17 protein-coding genes and 1 pseudogene are annotated in these 23,398 nt (G+C 69.8%); 11 read left to right on the top strand and 7 right to left on the bottom strand.

The window, feature by feature from the left end:
* Positions 1 to 35: 35 nt before the first annotated feature.
* The 4 genes and pseudogenes from FNH08_RS17230 (at position 36) to FNH08_RS17215 (ending at position 4,506) form a co-directional block, all read left to right on the top strand.
* On the top strand, positions 36 to 227 hold the full coding sequence (locus FNH08_RS17230) for an SPOR domain-containing protein (RefSeq protein WP_152772370.1): 192 nt from the start codon (positions 36 to 38) through the stop codon (positions 225 to 227).
* 55 nt (positions 228 to 282) lie between these two features.
* Positions 283 to 699: a (deoxy)nucleoside triphosphate pyrophosphohydrolase gene (locus FNH08_RS17225; RefSeq protein ID WP_152772369.1), complete on the top strand. Its 417-nt coding sequence runs from the start codon at positions 283 to 285 to the stop codon at positions 697 to 699.
* Between the two features lie 255 nt (positions 700 to 954).
* Positions 955 to 1,237, top strand: a pseudogene (locus tag FNH08_RS51965) (hypothetical protein).
* A gap of 260 nt (positions 1,238 to 1,497) precedes the next feature.
* Complete coding sequence (locus tag FNH08_RS17215) at positions 1,498 to 4,506, top strand: SpoIIE family protein phosphatase (RefSeq protein ID WP_407704392.1); 3,009 nt, start codon at positions 1,498 to 1,500, stop codon at positions 4,504 to 4,506.
* A 45-nt stretch (positions 4,507 to 4,551) separates the two neighbouring features.
* Here FNH08_RS17215 and FNH08_RS17210 read toward each other — a convergent pair whose 3' ends face one another.
* The 5 genes from FNH08_RS17210 to FNH08_RS17190 all read right to left on the bottom strand — a co-directional run bounded on the left by FNH08_RS17210 (position 4,552) and on the right by FNH08_RS17190 (position 10,212).
* Positions 4,552 to 6,063 carry a hypothetical protein gene (locus tag FNH08_RS17210; protein ID WP_322724693.1) on the bottom strand — a complete coding sequence of 504 codons (1,512 nt, stop codon included), beginning with the start codon at positions 6,061 to 6,063 and terminating at the stop codon, positions 4,552 to 4,554.
* A gap of 280 nt (positions 6,064 to 6,343) precedes the next feature.
* Positions 6,344 to 7,114 carry a succinate dehydrogenase/fumarate reductase iron-sulfur subunit gene (locus tag FNH08_RS17205; protein ID WP_152772368.1) on the bottom strand — a complete coding sequence of 257 codons (771 nt, stop codon included), beginning with the start codon at positions 7,112 to 7,114 and terminating at the stop codon, positions 6,344 to 6,346.
* Complete coding sequence (locus FNH08_RS17200; protein WP_152772367.1) at positions 7,111 to 9,054, bottom strand: fumarate reductase/succinate dehydrogenase flavoprotein subunit; 1,944 nt, start codon at positions 9,052 to 9,054, stop codon at positions 7,111 to 7,113. Before FNH08_RS17200 ends, FNH08_RS17205 begins: the two co-directional genes overlap by 4 nt.
* A gap of 17 nt (positions 9,055 to 9,071) precedes the next feature.
* On the bottom strand, positions 9,072 to 9,893 hold the full coding sequence (locus FNH08_RS17195) for a hypothetical protein (protein ID WP_152772366.1): 822 nt from the start codon (positions 9,891 to 9,893) through the stop codon (positions 9,072 to 9,074).
* 28 nt (positions 9,894 to 9,921) lie between these two features.
* Entirely contained in the window at positions 9,922 to 10,212 is a 291-nt protein-coding gene (locus FNH08_RS17190; protein ID WP_152772365.1) for a hypothetical protein, read from the bottom strand.
* A gap of 374 nt (positions 10,213 to 10,586) precedes the next feature.
* Here FNH08_RS17190 and FNH08_RS17185 point away from each other — a divergent pair, with 374 nt between their 5' ends.
* The 7 genes from FNH08_RS17185 to FNH08_RS17155 all read left to right on the top strand — a co-directional run bounded on the left by FNH08_RS17185 (position 10,587) and on the right by FNH08_RS17155 (position 21,552).
* On the top strand, positions 10,587 to 12,716 hold the full coding sequence (locus tag FNH08_RS17185) for an ABC transporter family substrate-binding protein (protein ID WP_152772364.1): 2,130 nt from the start codon (positions 10,587 to 10,589) through the stop codon (positions 12,714 to 12,716).
* A gap of 295 nt (positions 12,717 to 13,011) precedes the next feature.
* Entirely contained in the window at positions 13,012 to 14,919 is a 1,908-nt protein-coding gene (gene typA / locus FNH08_RS17180) for a translational GTPase TypA (RefSeq protein ID WP_152772363.1), read from the top strand.
* A 391-nt stretch (positions 14,920 to 15,310) separates the two neighbouring features.
* Positions 15,311 to 16,354, top strand: a complete 1,044-nt coding sequence (locus tag FNH08_RS17175; RefSeq protein ID WP_152772362.1) for an ABC transporter permease — start codon at positions 15,311 to 15,313, stop codon at positions 16,352 to 16,354.
* A 101-nt stretch (positions 16,355 to 16,455) separates the two neighbouring features.
* Positions 16,456 to 18,249 (top strand): ABC transporter substrate-binding protein, encoded by a 1,794-nt coding sequence (locus FNH08_RS17170; RefSeq protein WP_152772361.1) that lies wholly within the window; start codon positions 16,456 to 16,458, stop codon positions 18,247 to 18,249.
* 98 nt (positions 18,250 to 18,347) lie between these two features.
* Complete coding sequence (locus tag FNH08_RS17165) at positions 18,348 to 19,325, top strand: ABC transporter permease (RefSeq protein ID WP_152772360.1); 978 nt, start codon at positions 18,348 to 18,350, stop codon at positions 19,323 to 19,325.
* A gap of 15 nt (positions 19,326 to 19,340) precedes the next feature.
* Complete coding sequence (locus tag FNH08_RS17160; RefSeq protein WP_322724690.1) at positions 19,341 to 20,402, top strand: ABC transporter ATP-binding protein; 1,062 nt, start codon at positions 19,341 to 19,343, stop codon at positions 20,400 to 20,402.
* A gap of 13 nt (positions 20,403 to 20,415) precedes the next feature.
* Entirely contained in the window at positions 20,416 to 21,552 is a 1,137-nt protein-coding gene (locus FNH08_RS17155) for an ABC transporter ATP-binding protein (RefSeq protein ID WP_152772359.1), read from the top strand.
* Between the two features lie 89 nt (positions 21,553 to 21,641).
* On the opposite strand, the gene FNH08_RS17150 is transcribed toward FNH08_RS17155, so the two are convergent.
* Together FNH08_RS17150 and FNH08_RS17145 are read right to left on the bottom strand one after the other, a co-directional pair.
* On the bottom strand, positions 21,642 to 22,646 hold the full coding sequence (locus FNH08_RS17150) for an oligopeptide/dipeptide ABC transporter ATP-binding protein (RefSeq protein ID WP_152772358.1): 1,005 nt from the start codon (positions 22,644 to 22,646) through the stop codon (positions 21,642 to 21,644).
* Positions 22,643 to 23,398, bottom strand: a 756-nt coding sequence (locus FNH08_RS17145) for an ABC transporter ATP-binding protein (protein ID WP_152772357.1), incomplete at its 5' end; no start/stop codon positions are given. The genes FNH08_RS17145 and FNH08_RS17150, both read right to left, overlap by 4 nt.

The following is a 23,398-nucleotide window of genomic DNA, read 5'->3' as shown; positions in this document are numbered from 1 at the left end:
CGGCGAGAGCCGGGGGCGGGAAGTGGAGGGGCGCGATGAACGACAGCACGATGACTCTCCCTTGGCTCGTCATACGGCAGGACGACAACGGCAATCGCTACCGAGTGGGCAGGTACGCGACCCGGGCCGAGGCGCAGAAGATCGCGGAGAGTCTCGACAACCGCGGGCACAAGCAGCTCTACTGGGTCGAGCGCATCGGGCAGAACGGCCACAGTGGGGGTAACTGACCGCCCGCGCCAAGCTCCACCAGGCGCCCCGCCCGACTCCCGTAGGCTCCCGCGCATGACCGAACCGATCGTGGTGGTGGGGGCCGCCCTGCTGAGCGGCGGACGCCTGCTCGCCGCGCGCCGCACCGCACCGCCCGAGCTGGCCGGACGCTGGGAGCTGCCCGGCGGGAAGGTCGAGCCCGGCGAGACCCCTCAGGACGCTCTCGTCCGCGAACTGCGCGAAGAGCTCGGCGTGGAGGCGGAACCGGCCGAGCGGGTCCCCGGTGAATGGCCCCTGCGTGCCGACTACGTCCTGCGTGTGTGGACCGCGCACCTCCTCTCCGGTGACCCCAGACCGCTTGAGGACCATGACGAGCTGCGCTGGCTGACCCCCGACGAGATCTGGGACGTCGACTGGCTGGACCAGGACGTCCCGGCGGTCATGGAGACGGCACGGCTCGCCTGGGGGAAGGACGGGTCGGGAGTGCGCTAGCGCACCATGGGCCAGGGTGCGGGCCGGGGCGCGCGACTACGCTCCGTACACGGAGAACCGCCCACGTTCGGCCCGGGAGCGCGTGCGCCCCACAGTCGTGTGGGACACACGGGAGCTCGTGGGGCGTGCGCCCCCTACTCTGTTCGTGTCACGGTGCGCCCCCGTGCGCGGTAAGGCGTATCCGATATCGGGTATGTGCCCATTAACCCCCATTAACCCTGAGAAACCGGACACCCTCCGCTTCTGGTCTGGGAAGTGATCGGCGTGATCGACACCGAAGGCGACTGCGCCGAGTGGACCTTCCCCGCGGAACCCGGTGCCGTACGGGCCGCCCGCGCAGCCGTCAGGGGCCAGCTGTACGGCTGGAGTCTCGAATCCCTCGCCGATGTGACCGCCCTGCTCGTGAGCGAGCTGGTGACCAACGCCCTGCGACACGCCACCGGTCCCATCGGTGTGCGCCTCGTCCTGCCGGGCCTGGGGCACCCGCCCCGGAGTCACCGGCAAAACCGTCTGGTTCGAACTTCCCGCGCCCGGTTGACGCACGTTCCGCGAGGGGGCGGCTCCCCGGGGCGCAGGGTCACCGAGCGGTTCGAGTCAGGTGGTGCTGACCGGACTCTTTGGTTCGAGGTGCCACCGCCTGGTTAGAAGACTGGGAGTATGGCCGGGCCGGTCCAAAACTCATCGGGACCGTGCTGTGATCGTGAACACCGTGTCGTGGGGCGCCGTAGTGCTGGATACTGCGGGCAGCCGCCCCCGGTGACCGAAGCCGGACGCGGTGAGCTGGAGGGGACGGTTCGCGTGAGCGAGATACCAGCGAAGACCACGGAGTCGGAAGACCCGTGGGACGGCGCGAGGGCTGAGGCCGCGAGCCGTTCCGCCGCGGGCGCCACGCCACGCGGGGTCACACGCCACACACCGGGCCGCGGGACGGCCACCACAGTCGACGGCACCACCCGTGACACGGCCATCAGCGGTGCGGACGCCCGTGGCGTCACCGGTGGGGCCATCGGCGGGGCCACCGGTGACGCGGGCCGTCACGCGCCCACCCAGACGCCCGCCCACGGGGCGGGCGGCGTGTCCGCTGACGCGAGTAACGGCATGACCGGCGCGCCGGACGGTGCGGGGCGCGAGGCGCCGGGCGCGCGTGTCCCGGGCCAGTCGGCCGGTGACCGCCTGGGCGCGCGCATGTCGGCCGAACGGCCGGGAGACGGCGTGAGGTCGGGCGCCTCGGGCGCGGGACCCGGCAACCGCATGGGCCTTTCCGGTGCCGTATCCGGCGACGGACTCGGCGCCGGTGTGCCCGGCGACGGGCCCGGCGACTCCATGTGGCAGAGCAGCCCGCCCGGCTCCATCTACGACTACATCAAGGTCGCCTCGTTCTCGATCGGCCCCGACGGACTCGTCGACCAGTGGAGCCTGCGCGCCGAGCACATCTTCGGCATCCCCGCCGAACGGGCCGTCGGCATGGACCCCATCGCCGCCTTCGTGGCTCCCGACCTGCACGAACACGGCCAGCGCAAGATGGCCGAGATCCTCGACGGCCGGGAGTGGACCGGAGTCGTCCCGTTCCGGATGCCCGACGCCCAGGGCACCGAAGGGCTCGCCGAGGTCTATGTGATGCCCACCACCACGGAGGACGGCGAACGGGCCGCCGTATGCATCGTGGTGGACGTCCGCACCCTGCGTTCGATCGAGACCGACCTTGCCGCTTCGCAGTCTATTTTCGGCCAATCCCCGTTCGGTTTCCTTCTGATCGACACCGACCTGCGGGTGCGGCGCGCCAACGAGCGGTTCGCGTCCGTCTTCGGCGGCACCCCCGACGACCACCGAGGGTTCGGCGTCCACGACTACCTGCAGTCACCGGAGGCCGAGCGGGTCTCCGCGACGCTGCGCAGGGTCCTGGAGACCGGCGAGTCCATCACGGACATGAGCGTCACGGGCTTCGTGCCGGGCTTCGACGAGCGCCGCCACTGGTCCATCAACCTCTACCGCGTGCACAGCGGCTCGGGACGGCCCATCGGCGTCGCCTGGCTCAGCACCGACGTCACGGCCCGCCGCGCGGCCGCCCGCGACGCCGCCGCCGCGCGGCGCAATCTCGCCCTCCTGAACGAGGCGGGCGCCCGCATAGGCAACTCCCTCGACCTGGAGACCACCGCCCGCGAACTCCTCGACGTCGTCGTCCCCGGGTTCTGCGACCTCGCCACCGTCGACCTCTACCAGGGGCTCCTCGTGGGGGACGAGACCCCGCCCGGACTCGCCGACGGCAGCGCCGAGTTGCGTCGCGTGGCCTTCGCCAGCGCGGTCTCCGACACGCCCAACGTGGGCGGTCCGGCACCCGTCGACGTCGGTGCGGTCCACCACTACCCCTTCAACTCGCCCTGCGCCGACGCCCTGCGCATGGCCCGCCCGCAGCTCATCCCCGCCGAGGACAGCGGCCTCATCCAGTCCACGCTCGCCGTCCCGATGGTCGCGCACGACACGGTCGTCGGACTGGTCCAGTTCTCGCGCACCAAGGGCAGCGAGCCGTTCGGCGAACGCGACCGCGCCCTCGCCATGGAGCTGGCCTCGCGCGCCGCGGTCTGCATCGACAACGCCCGCCTCTACCGCCGCGAGCACGAACGGGCCCTGATACTCCAGCGATCCCTGCTCCCGCCCGGCGACCCGGAGGCCTCCGGCCTGGACATCGCCTGCCGCTACCTTCCCGGCAACGCGGCCACCGAGGTCGGCGGCGACTGGTTCGACGTCATAGAACTGCCCGGTCATCGCACCGCGTTGGTCGTCGGCGACGTCATGGGCCGAGGACTGCGCGCCGCCGTCGCGATGGGCGAACTCCGCACCGCCGTCCGCACCCTGGCGCTGCTCGACCTCGAACCCGCCGAGGTCCTCTCGGCGTTGGACGAGATCGCCCGCGGCCTCGGCACCCCCGGAGGCATCCAGCAGGCATCCCGCACGGCCGCCCGCCAGCCCCGCGACGCGGACCTGTCCGAGGTGTACCTCGCGACCTGCGTGTACGCGGTCTACGACTCGGTGACGAGAAGGATCACCTTCGCCAACGCCGGCCACCTCCCGCCCGTGCTCGTCGAGCCCGGAGAGAGCGCGCTCATGCTCGACGTGCCGCCCGGGATGCCGCTCGGCGTGGGCGGCGAGCCGTTCGAGGAGGTGGAGGTCGAACTGCCCGAAGGCGCTCTGCTGGCGCTCTACACGGACGGACTGGTCGAAAGCCGCGATCACCCCCTCGACGAGGGCCTCCAGGCGTTCGTCGGAGCCCTCACCGACCCTTCCCGGCCCCTGGAGGACGTCTGCGACCACGTCCTCAACACCCTGGACACGCACCACGGCGAGGACGACATCGCCCTGCTGATGGCTCGTGTACAGGGGCTGCCCGAGGACTCCGTGGGCGACTGGACCCTGCCCCGCGAACCCCGCAGCGTGGGCCGCGCCCGCGAGTACGCGCGCACGCAGCTGCAGTCGTGGGACCTGGAACCCCTGGTCGACACGACGGAGCTGCTGGTCAGCGAGCTCGTCACCAACGCCCTGCGGTACGGCGAGGGCGAGATCCGGCTGCGGCTGCTGCTGGACCGGACGCTGGTGTGCGAGGTGTGGGACGCGGGCCTGGTGCAACCGCGCCGGCGCAGGGCACGGGACACCGACGAGGGGGGCCGCGGCCTCCAGCTCGTCGGTCTGCTCTCCGCGGCCTGGGGCTCGCGCCGGACGCCGCGCGGCAAGACGGTCTGGTTCGAACTCCCGCTCCCGGACGGCGGGTCGAGCCTGGCGGATCCGGCGGAGGCGCTGCTGAGCCTGTTCTAGCGAGCCCGCTTCGGCCGGAGGCGTCCGAAGGTGTCCGAGCGCGGCTCAGAAGGGCCCGCCCGTACCCCTCCGGCGCCGGGTCGCGGGCCCGCCGAAACAGGCCGGGCCCCGGGGCGCGCCCCGGTCGCCGGGCGCCTCCCCGAGGAGGACGCCGCCCAGCAGCGTCCCGGCCAGTCCGCCGCCGAAGGGGCCACCGTACGGATTCCCGTACGACCGCACGTCCTGCCAGGCCAGCCGCTGGGCCTCGTGGGCGAGGCGGTCGGCGTGCCGGGCCTCCGTGAGGGAGGAGGTCTCCTGGGCCAGGGCGAAGTGGCGTTCCGCTTCCGCCAGCCGGGTCCGTGCCTCGCTGCCCACGGCCGCCCGGTGCGTCGTGACGAAGCCGATCGCCGCGGTCAGCGCGCTCCTGGCCGTCAGCAGGGCCCCGTCGAGCAGGTCGGCGACGTACTCGACGGGCAGCGAGCCACCCAGCGCGGCGGCGGCCCGGGCGAGGCGGCGCAGGGCGTCGAGCGGGTCGTACGGCACGACGGCCACCTCCCGGCGGACGTCCGCCACGGCCGCCACGGCGGTACGGTCCTGGGGGAGACCGTCCTTGTCGAGGGCCGCCTCCATCTCCGTGAGCACGGCCGGAAGCCGCTCCTCGGCCCGTGCCAGTTCGGCGGCCAGCCGGTCCACACCGGTCACGAAGACATCCGCCTGGTGGACCGCTCCCTCCGCCGCCCGCAGGTGAACCGCCGCCTCCCCGTGGTCCCCCATGACCGTGGCCTGCCGCGCCCGGTTGAGCTGCTCCGTGGCGAACACCAACCGGTCCTTGGCCTGTTCGACGTGGCCCGCGACGGGCAGACAGGCTGAGGGGCCGTACCGCTCGCGCAGCTCGCCCAGGGCCGCCTCCGCGCCCGTCGCCCGGCCGGTCAGCTGCCGGAAGCGAGCCTCCGCGAACTCCAGCGCCCCGGTCGGTTCCCGCTCCAGTTCCCGTAGCTGATCGAACGCGGGCGCCTCCACGTCCAGCCGCCGCCCGGCTTCCGCGCACCGCGCGACGATCTGCTTGAGGGCCTCCCGCTGGTCGTCGGCCGGGACCTGGTCCGCCGTGTCGTCGAGTCCCTGCCGCAGCCGGAACGCCACCGTCAGCTCGCCCCGCGCGTCCTCCAGCGCCTCGGTGAAGGGGCGCGCCGCCGCCTCGCCCAGCCATCCCACGACGAACCCGAGCTCCTCGGCGCTCGTCCGCGCGCAGTCGTCGACCTCGACGAGGAACCGCCGACCCTGCCGGTCGAGTTCCTCCGACGGCACGACCGGCGAGCTCCCGCCGCCGGGTGTCGTGCGTGTCCTGGCGCGTCGCGTCCGCCGTACGAACGCGTACACGGCGAGAGCCACGACTGTGCCGAGGGCGACCAGCGGCAGTATGAGGTCGCCGGTGGCCGTCTCGTCCTCGGGTTGTGCCGCGCGGGCCGGGGCCGTGACCCAGGGGAGCAGCAGCCACGCGACGGCGGCCACCCCTCCGAGTACGGCATGCGCCACCCGCACGCCTGGGTGCGGGCGGCTCCGGCTCGGGGGCGATGTCACGTTTGAGAGCGTATGGCCCCTTTAGTGTGTCCGCGACTGGGTGCGATTCGTCTGCCCCATTGCGGTCGGCCATCGGCTGCGGGTTCGTCGTGGCTTGTCGCGCAGTTCCCCGCGCCCCTAAAAACACGGCCGCGCGCCCGGAGCCGCAAAGCACCCGGCAGCCGAGCCCCCGTCCCACGGGAAACGCGCGCCCCCGTCCCACGGCAAACGCACGCGCCCGCCCCACGGCAAACGCGCGCGCCCGGCCCAACCGCCGAAGGCGCCCGCGCTCACACCAGCCCTACCTCGCCCGCCTCCCGATCTTCGACCCCAGCCACACCAGCGGGTCGTACTTGCGGTCCACCGCGCGCTCCTTCAGGGGGATCAGCGCGTTGTCCGTGATCTTGATGCCCTCGGGGCAGACCTCCGTGCAGCACTTGGTGATGTTGCAGTAGCCGAGGCCGTGCTCGTCCTGGGCGGTCTTCTTGCGGTCCAGGCCGCCCTCGGCGGCCGCGTCCAGAGGGTGCATGTCCAGCTCCGCCACCCGCATCAGGAACCGCGGGCCCGCGAACGCCGGCTTGTTCTCCTCGTGGTCGCGCACCACGTGGCAGGTGTCCTGACACAGGAAGCACTCGATGCACTTGCGGAACTCCTGCGAGCGGTCCACGTCCTCCTGCATCATGCGGTACTCGCCCGGACCGACGCCCTCCGGCGGGACGAAGGACGGCACCTCGCGCGCCTTGGTGTAGTTGAAGCCGACGTCGGTCACCAGGTCGCGGACCACCGGGAACGCCCGCAGCGGGGTGACCGTGATCGTCTCGTCGCGGTCGAACACCGACATCCGCGTCATGCACATCAGCCGCGGCCGCCCGTTGATCTCCGCCGAGCACGAACCGCACTTGCCCGCCTTGCAGTTCCAGCGGACCGCCAGGTCGGGGGTCTGGGTGGCCTGGAGGCGGTGGATGATGTCGAGGACCACCTCGCCGTCGTTCACCTCGACCTTGAAGTCCTCCAGGCCGCCGCCTCCCACGTCCCCGCGCCACACCTTGAAGTGGGCCGTGTAGCCGCTCATTCGTACAGCTCCTCTTCGGCGAGGTACTTGACCAGCTCCTCCTTGTCGAAGAGGGCGAGCAGGTCGGGACGGATGGGGTCGGTGGTCTCGCGGGTGAGGTCGATCTGGCCGTGGGCCGGGTCGGTCGCCTCCAGACCGCCCGTCGGGTCGGTCAGCGCGCACAGCAGGTTGATCCGGCGCCACCCGCGGTCCATCGTCGGGTGGTCCTCGCGGGTGTGGCCGCCCCGCGACTCCGTGCGCTCCAGCGCCGCCCGTGCCACGCACTCGCTGACCAGCAGCATGTTCCGCAGGTCAAGGGCGAGGTGCCAGCCCGGGTTGAACTGCCGGTGGCCCTCGACCCCGGCCCGCCGCGCCCGTACCCGGAGATCGGCGAGTTTCTCCAGGGCCTTCTCCATCTCCCCCTCGCGGCGGATGATGCCGACCAGGTCGTTCATCGACTGCTGGAGCTCCTGGTGGAGGGTGTACGGGTTCTCCGGTGGGCGACCGTCCTCCTCTCCGGGGGCGGGGCCCTCGGCCGAGAACGGCCGCAGCGCCTCCGCGGCCGCCGCGTCGACCTGGATGTCGTCCACCGGTGGCCGGGCGCCCGCCGGCCCCACCGCGTACTCGGCCGCGTGCCAGCCCGCGCGCCGGCCGAACACCAGCAGGTCGGAGAGCGAGTTGCCGCCGAGGCGGTTGGAGCCGTGCATACCGCCCGCGACCTCCCCGGCCGCGAACAGGCCCGGCACCCCGCGCGCCGCCGCCGTGTCCGACTCGACCGCGATGCCGCCCATCACGTAGTGGCAGGTCGGGCCGACCTCCATCGCCTCGGCGGTGATGTCGACGTCGGCCAGCTCCTTGAACTGGTGGTACATGGAGGGAAGGCGCCGGCGGATGACCTCCGCCGGCATACGGGTCGAGACGTCCAGGAAGACACCGCCGTGCGGGGAGCCTCGGCCCGCCTTCACCTCGGCGTTGATCGCCCGCGCCACCTCGTCACGGGGGAGCAGCTCCGGAGGCCGCCGGTTGTGGTCCGGGTCCTCGTACCAGCGGTCGCCCTCCTCCTCCGACTGCGCGTACTTCTCCTTGAAGACGTCGGGGATGTAGTCGAACATGAACCGCTTGCCCTCGGAGTTCCTGAGCACCCCGCCGTCACCGCGCACCGACTCCGTGACGAGGATGCCCTTCACCGACGGCGGCCAGACCATGCCCGTCGGGTGGAACTGCACGAACTCCATGTTCAGCAGGGGCGCGCCCGCCAGCAGCGCCAGCGCGTGTCCGTCGCCGGTGTACTCCCACGAGTTCGACGTCACCTTGAAGGACTTGCCGATACCGCCCGTCGCGATCACGACCGAGGGGGCCTCCAGGACGAAGAAGCGGCCCGTCTCGCGGTCGTACGCGAAGACGCCGCTCACGCGAGAGCCGTCCTTCAGCACCCGGGTGACCGTGCACTCCTGGTACACCTTCAGCCGGGACTCGTAGTCGCCGGTCTCCTTGAAGTCCTCCTGCTGGAGCGACACGATCTTCTGCTGGAGCGTGCGGATCAGCTCCAGGCCGGTACGGTCGCCGACATGGGCCAGGCGCGGGTACTCGTGCCCGCCGAAGTTGCGCTGGGAGATCCGGCCGTCCTTCGTACGGTCGAAGAGGGCGCCCCAGGTCTCCAGCTCCCACACCCGGTCGGGGGCCTCCTGCGCGTGCAGCTCGGCCATGCGCCACTGGTTGAGGAACTTGCCGCCGCGCATGGTGTCGCGGAAGTGGACCTGCCAGTTGTCGCCCGCGTTGACGTTGGCCATGGCGGCCGCGATGCCGCCCTCGGCCATCACCGTGTGGGCCTTGCCGAACAGGGACTTGCAGATCACGGCCGTACGGGCGCCGCGTTCCCGGGCCTCGATGGCGGCGCGCAGTCCGGCGCCGCCCGCGCCCACCACGACGACGTCCCACTCCTGCCGGTCGACCACGGACATCAGAAGGCCCCACCCATCTAGAAGAAGCGCGGATCGTCGAAGGCACCGGACGCGACCAGGTAGACGTAGAAGTCGGCGAGCGCCACGCTCACCAGCGACGCCCACGCCAGCTGTGCGTGCCGGGCGTTGAGCTTCCCGACCCACTGCCACATCCGGTAGCGCACGGGATGTTTGGAGAAGTGCTTGAGCTTGCCGCCGACGATGTGCCGGCACGAGTGGCAGGAGATCGTGTAGGCCCAGATCAGCGCGATGTTGATCAGGAACACGACCGTGCCGAGGCCCATGTGGCCCCATGCGTAGTTCTCGTCGCGGAAGGCCAGCACGGTGTCGTAGGACAAGATGCAGGCGACGAGGATCGCGGCGTAGAAGAAGTACCGGTGGATGTTCTGCAGGATCAGCGGGAAGCGGGTCTCGCCGGAGTACTTCTGGTGCGGCTCCGCGACCGCGCAGGCCGGCGGTGACGCCCAGAAGCCGCGGTAGTAGGCCTTGCGGTAGTAGTAGCAGGTCAGGCGGAAGCCGAGCGGGAAGATCAGGATGATGATCGCGGGGGAGATGCCCCACCAGCTCCCGAAGATCTCCCAGTTGGGCCCGGCGTGCATCGGCTCGCACCGCTCGGCCAGACAGGGCGAGTAGAACGGCGAGACGTACGGCGCGGCGTAGTAGTGCGCGTCGGCGAAGGCCCGCCACGTCGAGTAGACGATGAAGGCGAGCAGCCCGGCCGCGGTGCCGGCGGGCGCCAGCCACCAGCGGTCGGTCCGCAGATGCGGGACGGCGATCGCGGCGCGTGTACCGGTGCGTACACCGCCGCTGTTCAGATGGGGTTCCGTACCAGTTGCCAACGTGAGGACTCCGGTCGGGTGGAGGGGATCAGGGCGCGTGGCGGTCGCGGGCGCCGAGTCCCTCGTCGTCCGAGTCCGTCCACAGAGCGCTGTCGTACGGGGTGTCGGGGATGGTGACGAGCTCGGGGCGCCGGGGCTGCCCGGAACCGGACGCCGCGTCGCGCAGCAGCGCGACACTTTCGCGCAGGTGGTCGGCGTCGGCGCGGACCCTGCGCATCTCGAGACCGTCGCTGCCGAGCTGCTGCTCCAGCCGGCCCACGGACCGGGACAGGTCGTCGAGGCAGCGCTGGACCGATGTCAGTTCGTCGTGCACGGACATGACGTGACCTCACTTCCGTGGGCTGTCGGGCCCTGGGTGGCGACGTTCATGCGCCTGCGAGTGTTGCGCGTCACACAAGCCCCTGTGAAGGGATGTGCACGGATTGGCGGATCACAACCGCATGAACGCGCCGTCGCGCACTCCGGGTGCGCCCCGGCGGACACGGTGCTGTTGCGCCGCACGGGTGGGCGTGCGCCCGCCTCTCGCCGTGTCGCCGCGTCCACTCGCGCTCTCTCGCCTTCAGTGGGGCCCATACATCTGATCCGTCTGATCAGCTCTATATCGCCCCAATATACCCCGAACGTGATCAAAATGGTCTTGTCCTCCGTCGCGACGGCGACGCAGCGGCACGGCGACACCCGGAGGTGGCAGTGATGGCCGACGACCGAGTCGGACCGCGCGCGGTGCTGCGCTCGGTCGCGTTCCTTGCCGCGGGTGTGCTCGCGGCTCCGGTGCTCACCGCGTGCAGCGAGGAGGACCCGGCCGGCAAGCCCCTCGCGGGACAGGACATCGCGCCCGCCGAACGCAAGATGATCGCCGACGGGGGCACCCTGCGCTGGGCCGTCGACGCCGTGCCCGAGACGCTCAACACCTTCCAGGCCGACGCCGACGCCGCCACCGCACGGGTCACCGGAGCCGTCCTGCCGTCGATGTACCGGACGGACGCGAACGGCCGGCCGGAGCAGAACACCGACTACCTGGAGTCCGCCGAGATCGTCGAGCGCGAGCCCAAGCAGGTCGTGCTCTACAAGCTCCACCAGCAGGCCGTCTGGAGCGACGGACGCGAGATCGCCGCCGCCGACTTCGCCTCCCAGTGGCGCGCCCTGTCCGGCCGGGACTCCACCTACTGGACGGCCCGCAACGCCGGGTACGACCGGATCGAGAAGATCCAGCGCGGGGCCAACGACCTGGAGGTGCGCGTCACCTTCAGCAAGCCGTACGCCGACTGGAAGTCGCTGTTCTCGCCGCTGTACCCGAAGGAGGTCACCGGCAGCCCGGACGCCTTCAACGACGGTGCCCGCCGCAAGCTGAAGGTCACCGCCGGCCCCTTCAACCTCAAGGAGGTCGACCGCAAGGGCGGCAAGGTCACCCTCACCCGCAACCCGCTCTGGTGGGGCCGCCCCGCCAAGCTGAAGGAGCTGGTGCTGCGCGCCGTGCCGCGCGACGAGCGGGCGGAGGCACTGGCCGACGGCAAGGTCGACATCGCGGAGATCGACGCGGAGGACGCCCGGCGGATCGACCGCGCCGGACGGGCCGGGGGCCACAAGGGCGCACCCGGCCCCAACGCGAAGGCCGTCGACAAGGGGAGCGCCCGCCGGGGGCAGGGCAGGACGCTCTCCGAGTACGCCGCGCGGCAGTCCGCCCTGCGCGGCTTCGAGGTCCGCAAGTCCCTGGAGCCCGCGTACACCCAGCTCGCCCTGAACGGCGCCGAGGGCCCCCTCGCCGACGAACGCGTCCGCCGTGCCGTGGCCCGCGCCCTGAACCGCAAGGAGCTCGCCGGCCTGGTCCTGAAGCCCCTCGGACTGCCCGCCGTCCCCGTGGGCAGCCATGTCGCGCTGTCCGGCCAGCCCGCGTACGCCGACAACAGCGGTGCCCTCGGTGGCGAGGACACCGCGGAGGCGCGGGCCCTGCTCGCCGACGCCGGATGGGTGCCGGGCGGCCCGGTCAAGAAGGAGAAGAAGGCGGCCGGAGCGGAGGCCAAGAAGCAGACCGGCTCCGGTGACTCGGAGCGCTCCGAGTCACCTGACTCCTCGGAGGGCGACGGCGGGACGTACGTCGTCGGCGAGGACAACAAGCCGAACGACGCGGACGAGGCCGGCGAGAAGAAGACGGGGCGGGGCTCGAACGAGGAGGACGCGTCCCAGCACCTCGCCGGGGACGGCAAGCGGTACACGGGGGAGGACGCCGCCCCGGGCGCGTACGCCCCGGTGGGCACCCACGCGCCCGCCATGAAGGGCCCGCTCGCCAAGGACGGCAAGGCGCTCAGCCTGCGCTTCGTACTGCCGTCCGGGCAGGGCTCGGAGTCCCTGCGGGCCGTGGGCAAGCGCGTCAAACGGATGCTCGGGCGCGTCGGCATCCGGACCGAGATCACCAAGGTCCCCGACGACAGCTACTTCAAGGACCACATCGCGAGCGGCGAGTACGACCTCGCGCTGTACTCCTGGCCCGCCTCCGCCTACCCCGCCACCGACGCCCGCCCCATCTACGCCAAGCCGGTCCCCGGAGCGGACGGCTCCCTGAGCATCGAGCAGAACTACACGCGCGTGGGTACCGACCAGGTCGACCAGCTCTTCGACCAGGCCATCGCCACGCTGGACGAGAACGAGTCCCGCTCCCTGATCCGCAAGGCCGACGCCCGCATCTGGGCCGCCGCCGGCTCCATCCCCCTCTACCAGCGCCCCCAACTGATCGCCACCCGCACCAACCTGTCCAACGCGGGAGCCTTCGGTTTCAGAACCCCGGTATACGAGGACATGGGCTTCCTGAAGAAGTCGAGTTCGTAGCGCGGGTGAGTGATGGCGCCGGGTACGTCCCGAGGCCTTTAGGGGCGCGGGGAACTGCGCGACCAGCCACAACGCACCCGCACCCGCCGACGCACCGCCACTCGGCAGACGAGACGCCCCCGCCGAACCTCACTGCCGAGTACCTCACAATCCAGGCCCCCGCACTCAACCCGGCCAAGCCCAGCGGCAGCGCACCCGTACCATGGGGTGAGGCCGTGGCGTGTCCAGCCCGGCAGGGTCCGCGAGACGCAGCCGTCCGCGAGACCGTCCTCACACTCCGGGAGAACGCCGCAATATGGCCACGCGCCACGACATCCGCAACGTCGCCATCGTCGCCCACGTCGACCATGGCAAGACGACCATCGTCGACGCCATGCTCAAGCAGGCCGGCGCCTTCGCCGCACACCAGCTCGACTCCGTCGACGACCGCATGATGGACTCGAACGACCTGGAGCGTGAGAAGGGCATCACGATCCTCGCCAAGAACACCGCGGTGAAGTATCACCCGAAGGACGGCGGGGACCCGATCACCATCAACATCATCGACACCCCCGGCCACGCCGACTTCGGCGGCGAGGTCGAGCGCGGTCTGTCGATGGTCGACGGTGTCGTCCTCCTCGTCGACGCCTCCGAGGGCCCGCTGCCGCAGACCCGCTTCGTGCTGCGCAAGGCCCTGCAGGCCCGCCTGCCCGTCATCCTGTGCATCAACAAGACGGACCGCCCGGACGCCCGGATCGACGAGGTCGTCAACGAGACCTACGACCTCTTCCTCGACTTGGACGCGGACGAGGAGCAGATCGAGTTCCCGATCGTCTACGCCTGCGGCCGCGACGGCATCGCCTCGCTGACCAAGCCGGACAACGGCACGGTCCCGGCCGACTCCACGAGCCTGCAGCCGTTCTTCTCGACGATCCTGGAGCACATCCCGGCCCCGACCTACGACGAGGCCGCCCCGCTCCAGGCGCACGTCACCAACCTGGACGCCGACAACTTCCTCGGCCGAATCGCGCTGCTCCGCGTCGAGCAGGGCGAGCTGCGCAAGGGCCAGACGGTCGCGTGGATCAAGCGTGACGGTTCCATCAGCAACGTCCGCATCAGCGAGCTGATGATGACCGAGGCGCTCACCCGCAAGCCCGCCGAGAAGGCCGGCCCGGGTGACATCTGTGCCGTCGCCGGTATCCCGGACATCATGATCGGCGAGACCCTCGCCGACACCGAGAACCCGATCCCGCTCCCGCTGATCACGGTCGACGAGCCCGCGATCTCCATGACCATCGGCACCAACACCTCGCCGCTGGTCGGCCGCGGCGGCACCGGCAAGGGCGCCGACGCGAAGGCGGCCGTGAAGGACCGCAAGGTCACCGCCCGCCAGGTCAAGGACCGTCTCGACCGCGAGCTGATCGGTAACGTCAGCCTCCGCGTGCTGGAGACCGAGCGCCCCGACGCCTGGGAGGTCCAGGGCCGCGGCGAGCTGGCCCTCGCGATCCTCGTCGAGACCATGCGCCGCGAGGGCTTCGAGCTGACCATCGGCAAGCCTCAGGTCGTCACCAAGGACGTCGACGGCAAGGTGTACGAGCCGGTCGAGCGCATGACGATCGACGTGCCCGAGGAGCACATGGGCGCCGTCACGCAGCTCATGGGTGTCCGCAAGGGCCGTATGGACAACATGTCCAACCACGGCTCGGGCTGGGTCCGCATGGAGTTCGTCGTCCCCTCCCGCGGTCTGATCGGTTTCCGGACGGAGTTCCTGACCCAGACCCGCGGTACGGGCATCGGGCACTCCATCCACGAGGGCTTCGAGCCCTGGTTCGGCGCCCTCCAGACCCGTAACAACGGCTCCCTGGTGGCCGACCGCGCCGGTGCCGTCACCGCCTTCGCGATGACGAACCTCCAGGAGCGCGGCGTCCTGTTCACCGAGCCGGGCACCGAGGTGTACGAGGGCATGATCGTCGGCGAGAACTCGCGCTCCGACGACATGGACGTCAACATCACCAAGGAGAAGAAGCTCACCAACATGCGGTCGTCCACGGCCGACGTGGCCGAGTCGATCGTCCCGCCGCGCAAGCTCTCCCTGGAGCAGTCCCTGGAGTTCTGCCGCGACGACGAGTGCGTCGAGGTCACCCCGGAGGCCGTACGCATCCGCAAGGTGAACCTGGACGCCCGCGAGCGCGCCCGCGCCGCGAGCCGCGCCAAGCACGGCTGACCACCCTCCCCGAGGGTTTCGAGGACCCGGTTCCCGCAACGAGGGGGCCGGGCCCTCGGCGTGCGCGTATGGTCGGTGACCGCAGGGGCGACTTTGCTGTCCGTGCGCTGTGCGGCGCTGTTCGGATATCGGTGAGGCACCGATCAAGTTTCGGACATGTAAACAAAAAAGCCTCCGCGAATGTCCGTTTCGTGAAGTCTTTGTCTCACCTGTCAAGCGCGTTCAGGTGTCAATCTTTGCAATTTTTGCTCAAAATATTGACGGTAGGGAGATCCCTATGTCTTTCGCCCTTGACGCGCGTTGACTAACTTGGCGAAAGTTCCCCCAAACCACAGAACCCGCCGGTATCTGTGCTGCGCTCAACTCTCCATCCCCCGGGGGAAGAACACACATGACCAGTCCAACCAAGGCCGAGGGCTCGGGCCCGTCGGTCGCCTTGGACCCCGAACTGGCCTCGACCACCGAGGCCGACAAGCCGAAGAAGCTTGAGGGTCGCTCCCCCGGCCAGCTGATGTGGCAGCGCTTCAAGCGGGACCGTACCGGCATGCTGTGCGCCGGGGTAGTGATTTTCTACTTCGTCATCGCCCTGTCCGCGCCCTTGCTCACCGCCCTCAGCGGGACGAACCCGTACACCCTGTACGGCCAGGACCCCACGTACGCGGACAGTCCCGTTCTGGACGACTTCGGCCTTCCGCTGGGCTGGTTCGGTGGGGTCTCCGGCGATCACTGGTTCGGCGTCGAGCCACAGTACGGCCGTGACCTGTTCGCCATGCTGATGTACGGCATGCGCACCTCGCTCTTCATGGCGCTGGGCGTGACCGTACTGTTGATGCTGACCGGCATCACCATCGGTCTGGTCGGCGGCTACTTCGGCGGCAGGACCGACTACTGGATCGGCCGCGTCACCGACTTCTTCCTGGCCTTCCCGCAGCAGCTGTTCTTCATCGCCTTCATGCCCGTGGTGACCGCGTTCTTCGTGGACCCGCAGGAGGAGACGCCCACCTACTTCCGGGCGGTGGCGATCCTGATCGTGCTGTGGCTGCTGGGCTGGATGGGCATGGCCCGTCTGGTGCGCTCCACGGTGCTGTCCCTCCGCGAGCGGGAGTTCGTGGAGGCCGCGAAGGTCTCGGGCGCCTCGCCCTGGCGGATCGTCCGCAAGGAGATCCTGCCGAACGTCGTCTCGCCGATCCTGGTGCAGTTCACGTACCAGCTGCCGAGCACGATCCTCACGATCGCGTTCCTGTCCTTCGCAGGTGTCGGTTTCGTCGAACCGACCCCGGACTGGGGGCGCCTGTTCGCCTCCGGCGCCAAGTACGCCGAGCAGGACCCGGCGTTCATGTTCTTCCCGGGCGTGGCGATGGTGATCTTCATCCTGTGCTTCAACCTCCTCGGAGACTCGGTACGGGATGCCTTCGACCCCAAGTCCGGGCGCTGAACCGTCCATTGGTGGGGGGTGACTGCCGCCCCCGCGTCGGCCTACCAGCCGCGTCAGGCAGTACTCATGGATAACAACCGACAGGTAGGTGGATTCGCCACATGAAGTCGCTCAACTCGCGCAGAGCGCGCGCCATAGTGGTCGCGATCGCGGCCGGCTCTCTTGCGCTGACCGGCTGCTCGGAGAACAAGGGCACGGACTCGAAGAAGGACTCCAAGGAGGACCAGAAGGGCGCGGCGGCGCAGGCCAAGCCTGTCACCTACGCCGACGCCGCGGCCTCCACCGGTCCGGCCGAGGAGGTGCCCGGCGCCAAGAAGGGCGGCACCATCGAGGTCTACCAGGAGTCGGGCCTCTCGCACTTCGACCCGGGTCAGATCTACGTCTCCGACGGTGGCCAGGTCGCCAACCTGATCTTCCGCGGCCTGACGAACTTCAAGGAGGACGGCAAGGGCGGTGTCGCGGTCGTCGGTGACCTCGCGACCGACTCGGGCAAGTCCTCCGACGGCGGCAAGACCTGGACGTTCACGCTCAAGGACGGCATCAAGGACCAGAACGGCAACGAGATCACCTCGGCCGACGTCCGCCACACCATCGAGCGCCAGTACGCCTCGTTCATCTTCGACGGTCCCACCTACCTGCAGACCTGGCTGAGCGGTGCGGACTACCGCAAGGCCCTGCCCGACGGCGGCTTCGGCAAGAAGCACCTGCCGGACGACGTCCTGGCGACGCCGGACGACAAGACCGTCGTCTTCCACTTCGACACGGCGCGTCCGGACCTGCCGCAGACGCTGGCCATGCCGGGCTACTCCGTCGTTCCGGAGAAGACCGACACGAAGGCGAAGTACGACAAGGCCCCGGTCTCCCTCGGCCCGTACAAGATCGCCGAGTACAAGGTCGGCAAGTCCCTCAAGCTCGTGAAGAACGACCAGTGGGACCCGAAGACCGACTCCGTGCGCCACCAGTACGTGGACGGCTGGAACATGGACTTCGGTGTCACCGAGTCGACCCAGACCAAGCGTCTGATCGCCGACCAGGGTGACTCGAAGAACGCCATCCAGCTCACCGGCACGGTGGAGTCCACGCAGATCCAGGACGTCATCTCCGACGCGGCCGTCAACAAGCGGACGGTCAAGGGCTACGCGCCCTACGTCCAGGTGCTGAACTTCAACCTGGACCGGGTCAAGGACAAGAAGGTCCGCGACGCCATCACCTACGCGGTGAACTCCAAGTCGCTCATCGCGGGTGAGGGTGGTGCCTACGGAGGCGACGTCGCCCAGAACCTGTTCGCCCCGACCCTGCCGGGCTACGAGGCCTCCTACGACCCGTACGGCCGTCTGAAGACGCCGCAGGGCAACATCGAGAAGGCCAAGGAGCTCCTGAAGGGCGTCCCGGCCGCCCAGAAGAAGCTCGTCTTCGCCTACGCCAACAGCGAGGCGGGCCAGAAGCGCAAGGTGGCCATCGAGGACGCGCTGACCAAGGTCGGCATCGACGTCGTCTCCAAGGAGGTCGACGCGGCGAGCTACTACGAGCAGATCGGCAAGCTCAAGAACCCGTACGACCTCTACATCTCCGGCTGGGGTCAGGACTGGCCGTCCGCCGGTACGGTCGTCACGCCGGTCTACGACGGTGACCAGGTCGTCGACGGTTCGCCGAACTACTCGCACGTCAACGACCCGAAGGTCCAGGAGCTGATCAAGAAGGCCCTGTCCCAGGAGCCGACCGAGGCGGCGAAGACCTGGCAGGAGGCGCACCACTACATCCTGGAGAAGATCAACCCGGCTGCTCCGCTGTGGTACGTCAAGCAGTTCCAGCTGCACGGCTCGAACATCGGCGGTGCCCGCTACAGCACCGAGTCGAGCTACATCGACGTCACCCAGCTGTACCTGAAGTCGTAACTCTCTACGGCTGATCGCGGGAGTGCGCACCAGGCGGAGCGCACTCCCGCGGTTCCGTGAAACCACCCACCGCCTCCGCAGAGAGCAGCCTTCCCGCCATGTTTCAGTTCATCATCCGGCGTTTGGCCGGTGCCGTCGTCACCTTGTTCCTGATCGGCGCGGTCACCTTCTTCCTCTTCGTCGCCGCGCCATCCGACTACGCTTCTCTGGCCTGTGGCCGGGACTGCTCCCCTGCGAGGCTGGAGGACATCCGCGAGGCGCTCGGTCTCAATCTGCCGATCGCCCAGCAGTTCTGGGACTTCATGTCCGGCATCGTGATGGGCCGTGACTTCCCCGACGGCCACTGCGCCGCGCCGTGCCTCGGTCAGTCGTTCTACTCGGGCGACTTCGTCTGGGACACGATCATGGACCGGTTCCCGACCACCCTGACTCTCACCGCCGGTGGCGCGGTCTGCTTCCTGATCATCGGTGTGGGCGCCGGCATGCTGGCGGCCTACAAGCGCGGATCCCTGCTCGACAAGGCGGCCACGGGCACGTCCATGGTGCTCAGCTCCTTCCAGATCTACTTCCTCGGCCCGATCGTGCTGACGATCTTCGTCTACAGCACGGGCTGGATGGAGGACCCGAAGTACGTCCCCATCACCGAGGACCCGGCCGGCTGGTTCATCGGCATGTCGATCCCCGTGCTCGTGATGGCCACCATCTTCACCGCGCAGTACACGCGTATGGCCCGCGCCTCCATGATCGAGCAGCTCGCGGAGGAACACGTCCGTACCGCGCGCGCCAAGGGCATGGCGAAGAAGTTCGTCTTCTTCCGCTACGCCTGGCGCGGTTCGATGATTCCCATCGTCACCGTCCTCGGCATCGACATCAGCTCCATGCTGGGCGGTGCCGTCGTCACCGAACTCACCTTCTCCCTCCAGGGCATCGGCCGTCTGGCCGTGAACGGCGCGACCACCAAGGACCTCCCGCTCACGATGGGCGTCATGATGTTCGGGGCCTTCTTCATCCTGATCGTGAACATCCTCACCGACATCGCGTACGCCTACATCGACCCGCGCGTCCGGCTCTCCTAGGAAGAACGAACCACCGTGACCACACTGACCAAGACCGAGGACGCCCCGGCCCCGTCCGGGTCCGAGAGCTTCCTCTCGGTCCGTGATCTGCGGGTGCAGTTCTCCACCGAGGACGGCATCGTCAAGGCCGTCGACGGCCTCTCCTTCGACGTCGAGCGTGGCAAGACCCTGGGCATCGTGGGCGAGTCGGGCTCCGGCAAGTCCGTCACCAACCTGACGGTCCTCGGCCTGCACAACCCCCGCACCACGACCGTCGACGGCGAGATCGTCCTCGACGGCAAGGAACTCGTCACCGCCACGGAGAAGGAGCTGGAGCAGCTCCGCGGCAACAAGATGGCGATGATCTTCCAGGACCCGCTGACGGCGCTGTCGCCGTACTACACGGTGGGCCGGCAGCTCTCCGAGCCGTTCATGAAGCACCGGGGTGTCTCCAAGAAGGACGCCAAGGACCGGGCGATCCAGATGCTGGAGAAGGTCGGCATCCCGCAGCCCAAGGTGCGCTTCGACGACTACCCGCACCAGTTCTCCGGCGGTATGCGCCAGCGCGCGATGATCGCCATGTCGCTGATGTGCGACCCCGACCTGCTGATCGCCGACGAGCCGACGACCGCGCTCGACGTGACCGTGCAGGCGCAGATCCTCGACCTGCTCAAGGACCTCCAGCAGGAGTTCGGCTCCGCGATCATCTTCATCACCCACGACCTCGGCGTCATCTCGAACATGGCCGACGACCTGTTGGTGATGTACGCGGGCCGGGCCGTGGAACGCGGCAGCGTCAAGGAAGTGCTCCAGACGCCCAAGCATCCGTACACCTGGGGCCTGCTCAGCTCGATGCCGCGCCTGGACGGCGACATCCACGAGATGCTGACGCCGATCCCGGGCTCCCCGCCCTCGCTGCTCAACCCGCCGTCGGGCTGCCCGTTCCACCCGCGGTGCGCGTTCCAGGACGAGGTGCAGGGGACCCTGTGCACCGACACGCGTCCGCCGCTGGGCGAGGGGCGCGCGTCCGCGTGCCACTTGACGGCGGAGCAGAAGCAGACCATCTTCATCGACAAGATCCAGCCCCGGCTGCGCTAGGGAGATCCGAGACATGAGCGACAACCTCACCCTCCCCGCACAGCAGGGCCCCACCGGTACGTCGACCGAGACGCTCCTCGCGGTCGAGGGGCTGACGAAACACTTCCCGATCTACGGCGGGTTCCCCATCAAACGCAAGGTCGGCGCCGTGCAGGCAGTCGACGGCGTGGACCTGACCGTCGGCGTCGGCGAGAGCGTCGGCCTGGTCGGTGAGTCCGGCTGCGGCAAGTCGACCACGGGCCGACTGATCACCCGTCTGCTGGAGCCGACCGCGGGGAAGATCACGTACGCGGGTCAGGACATCACGCACGCCTCGCGCAGGCAGTTGGCCCCCGTGCGGTCCGAGATCCAGATGATCTTCCAGGACCCGTACTCCTCCCTCAACCCGCGGCAAACCGTCGGCACGATCATCAAGTCACCGATGGAGGTCAACGGGATCGAGCCGGAGGGCGGCCGGGAGAAGAAGGTCCGCGAACTCCTGGAGCTCGTCGGACTCAACCCGGAGCACTACAACCGGTTCCCGCACGAGTTCTCCGGCGGCCAGCGCCAGCGCATCGGCGTGGCCCGCGCCCTGGCACTGAGCCCGAAGCTGATCGTGGCGGACGAGCCGGTCTCCGCGCTGGACGTGTCGATCCAGGCGCAGGTGGTGAACCTCCTCCAGAAGGTCCAGGAGGAGCTGGGCATCGCCTTCCTGTTCATCGCCCACGACCTCGCCATCGTCCGGCACTTCTCGCAGCGCGTGGCCGTGATGTACCTCGGCAAGGTCGTCGAGGTCGGCGACCGGGAGTCGATCTACAACCGACCCCGCCACCCGTACACCCACGCTCTGCTGTCGGCGGTGCCCGAGGTCGCCGTGGATGACGAGGGAGAGCAGCGCGAGCGCATCCGCCTCGCCGGCGACGTGCCCTCGCCGATCGCCCCGCCGTCCGGCTGCCGCTTCCGCACCCGCTGCTGGAAGGCGCAGGACAAGTGCGCCTCCGAGGAGCCGCCGCTGATCCAGCTCTCCGGCAACCGTGGGGGTCATCTGACGGCCTGTCACTTCCCGGAGGAGCCGACCACGGAGGCCCGCGACGAGGACGTCGTGATGGACCCGGCGCTGAAGGCGCTGGAGGACAGCGCGGCGGACGAGGCGCCGGTCACCAAGGACTGAGGTCGGGAGCGGGGGTCTGGACCCGCGCTTCCCCAACGCCGGAGGGGCTGAGACATCAGCCCCTCCGGCGTTTGTGTCACGCACCGCCTCTACGGCGCCCCAGGAACTGCCCCCGTCCCGGCCCGCGCCCAGTGACACGCCACCCGCGCCTCGGCACCTCCGCCCAGTACCCCCGGACTCTCGGTCCGGCACGCCTGCGCGACACCCGCCCGTTCGGCCTCGCCGTTCGCCAGGATCTGACAGCGGGTGTGGAAACGGCAGCCCGAGGGGATGCGGGACGGGTCCGGGAGCTCACCGGTGAGTACCACCGGATCGCTGGGTGCCTCCGGGAGGACGGACAACAGGGCCTGGGTGTAGGGGTGCTGAGGCGCCGTCAGTACCTGTTCGACATCGCCGGTCTCCACGATCCGGCCCAGGTACATCACCGCGACCCGGTCGGCGATGTTCCAGGCCAGGCCCAGGTCGTGGGTCACCACCAGGGCGGACAGCCCCAGTTCGTCGCGCAGGCGCAGCAGCAGGGCCAGGATCTCGCCCCGCACGGAGGCGTCGAGGGAGGCCACCGGCTCGTCGGCGACGATGAGTTCGGGCTCCAGGACGAGTGCGCCCGCGATCACCACGCGCTGGCGCTGGCCTCCGGACAGCTCGTGGGGGTAGCGCAGGAAGAAGCGCTCGGGTGGCCGGAGCCCGGCGCGGGAGAGGGCTTGGGCGACCGCCGTCCGCTCGTCTCCCGCGTAGCGGTGGATCCGCAGCCCTTCGGCCACCGCGTCGTACACCGTGTGCCGCGGGTTCAGCGATCCGCTCGGGTCCTGGAGCACCAACTGGACGCGCCTGCGGTGCGCCTTCAGGGCCTTCGTGGAGTACGTCAGTGGCTTGTCGGCGAAGCTGACGCGGCCCGCGGTCGGGGGCACCAGGCCGAGCAGCGAGCGGGCCAGCGTCGTCTTGCCGCAGCCCGACTCGCCGACCAGCGCCACGATCTCCCCGGCACGGATGTCGAGTTCGACGCCGTCCACGGCCCGGGCCGGTGCGGTGCCGTGCCGCCCGGGGAAGGTCACGTGCAGGCCCCGCACGCCGAGGAGGGGTGGTGGTGTCGTCATGTGCCGCTCCTCGTGTCCTCGGCCGTGGTGGCCGGGCCGACGGCCGTCGCCCCCGCGTGCACACAGGCCGTCCGGCGCCCCTGCCCGGCGTCCCGCAGCGCCTGGTCCTGCGTGGCGCACGTCTCCAGGGCGACCGGGCAGCGGGGGTGGAAGGCACAGCCGGAGGGCAGCGCGGACGGGTCGGGAGGATCACCGGGCAGGCCGCGCGGGGCGAAGCGGGAGGCCGGGTCGCCGATGCGGGGGAACGCGGCCGACAGGGCCTTGCCGTACGGGTGCCGGGCGTCCTCGTGGACGTCCCGGGCGGGTCCCTCCTCGACCACGCGCCCCGCGTACATCACCGCGAGCCGGTCACAGGTGTCCGCGAGGACCGACAGATCATGACTGATCATGACCAAGCCCAGGTCCTGTTCGGTGACGAGTTGTTCGATCAGCCGCAGGATCTGCGCCTGGATCATCACGTCCAGGGCCGTGGTCGGCTCGTCCGCGATGATCAGCCGTGGGTCGCAGGCCAACGCCATGGCGATCATGACGCGTTGGCGTTGGCCGCCGGACAGTTCGTGCGGATACGCCGTCATTCGCGACGCCGGCAGACCGACGTGCTCCAGGAGTTCGCCGGTCCTCTTCCGCGCCGCCGCCGCGGTCGTCCTCCGGTGCAGCAGGATCGGCTCCGCGATCTGGTCGCCGACGCGGTGCACGGCGTTCAGCGAGTGCATCGCCCCCTGGAAGACGATCGACGCCCCCGCCCACCGGAC

It is taken from the genome of Streptomyces spongiae (assembly GCF_009377185.1).
GTDB lineage: Bacteria > Actinomycetota > Actinomycetes > Streptomycetales > Streptomycetaceae > Streptomyces > Streptomyces spongiae.
The sequence above is the reverse complement of the archived record's forward strand: the minus strand, read 5'-3'. Positions and strand labels throughout refer to the sequence as shown.